General features: G+C 35.5%; 2 protein-coding genes. One reads left to right on the forward strand and one right to left on the reverse strand.

Going from position 1 to position 1,638, the window contains the following annotated elements; all coding sequences use genetic code 11:
• A partial coding sequence (locus AC1P5O_RS16495; RefSeq protein WP_481124084.1) for a recombinase family protein occupies positions 1–515 on the forward strand: 515 nt, incomplete at its 5' end.
• Between the two features lie 1,027 nt (positions 516–1,542).
• On the opposite strand, the gene AC1P5O_RS16500 is transcribed toward AC1P5O_RS16495, so the two are convergent.
• Positions 1,543–1,638, reverse strand: a 96-nt coding sequence (locus AC1P5O_RS16500; RefSeq protein ID WP_499005901.1) for a transposase domain-containing protein, incomplete at its 5' end; no start/stop codon positions are given.

The following is a 1,638-nucleotide window of genomic DNA, read 5'->3' on the forward strand; positions in this document are numbered from 1 at the left end:
TGAATTTGGGTGAAACCATTGTGTACGTGGAAAACTATAGTGGTACGAAGTTAGACCGACCTGAATTGAATAAGCTGCTGTCAGAAGCAAATCAAGGTGACACCTTGTTAGTTGAAAGTATTGACCGATTATCACGCCTAACCCAACGAGATTTTCAAGAGCTGAAGCGCAGGATCCAGGAGAAGGGACTTCGTTTAGTCGTAGCGGATCTTCCTACTACCTACCAAATGATTCAAACCAGTGACAGCATTACTCATTCAATCCTGGAACTCATCAACAATATGTTGATTGATCTCCTGGCAACAATGGCCCGCCTAGACAATGAGAAACGTATAGAACGTATTAAGCAGGGCCTGGCACGCTCGGGTTACAAGCCAACAGGTAAGAAAGCCAATGAGGCTAAGCACAAACGAATAAAAGAATTACTAGCAGCTGGCAATATGACTAAAGAAGAAATTGCCAAAGCAGTGAATTGTGGAGTTGCAACTGTTTATCGAGTTGCTAAAGTCATTTAAAAAGGCTTGTATCAGTGCTTCCCTTATGTCATATCTATTTACAAAGGAACAAGGCATCCTTAAAGATCAAAAGAAGGGATTAATGATGAAAAAGCATTTAATTTTCCTTGTTTTTATAGTGATGGTTTTTATTTTAGCTCTAGTTGTAAAGATTAATAATGATCATAAAAAAGGGCAAGCATTAAAGAAATTAGAACTAGTTGAAAAGCAAATCCATTAGGTAAAAATTGACTTATACTTATTTAAATAACGCTAATAACTAAGCCCAAAGAACACCTAGACCCAGTGCTACACACGCTTAGTTTTTTATATTTTAAAAGAGCATTTTAGCAAATATCATAAAAGACCGATCTATTCTCAAGCCAGTTTTTTATATCGCCGAGCATTATGGTTTCATCATAGATATATGAATATTAAGATAAATAAAAAGCCCTATAGTCTCTCCCGTTACTATAAGGCTTATAAAACGCTGTAATTTTTTTCTTAATTACCTACTTTTCGATGTAGGTTATGAATATATTTTACCTATTGGTAAAAATAAAGATATAAGACAAAAGATGAATATGCTAGGAATTTCGCATAACAACCATCATGTTAAATAGAGAACAGTTAGGAGATTATTTATTCTTTCAATAGACAAAAACTTGCGGAATTTTTCTTAATTTGTAATCCTTGCGGCCAAGGGTGTCTAGCGTAGCTAAGACAGGTATTCGTTATAGTCGGGCCGCTATAATACGGATGACGAGTGCCTGTATGTTTAACCTAAATATCTTTAACAAGATCTCTAGTGAAGGATTGACCATCAAAAATGATCTTGAGCTGAATTCTGAGAATCAACTGATAACTAAATATAAGAGTTCTACTTCTGAAGACTATAAAAAAGCAATTATTTTGATCTTTAAAGAACGTGGCTATACCAGGTTAGAAATAGGTCAGTTACTTGAAAGATAACTCTAAAGAATTCCTAAAAATAACATAATACACCTTATACGAAATGTAAGCGTGCGCTGAACCCCATAGCTATTTTTTAATTTTGGTCGGGTTTCCAGCGGTGCGGCAGCAATTCTTCTATTTGGCTCACTTTATGTGTCGGTAACCTTTTCAGCACATCACTTAAATAGGC

This window comes from Prolinoborus fasciculus (assembly GCF_056724605.1).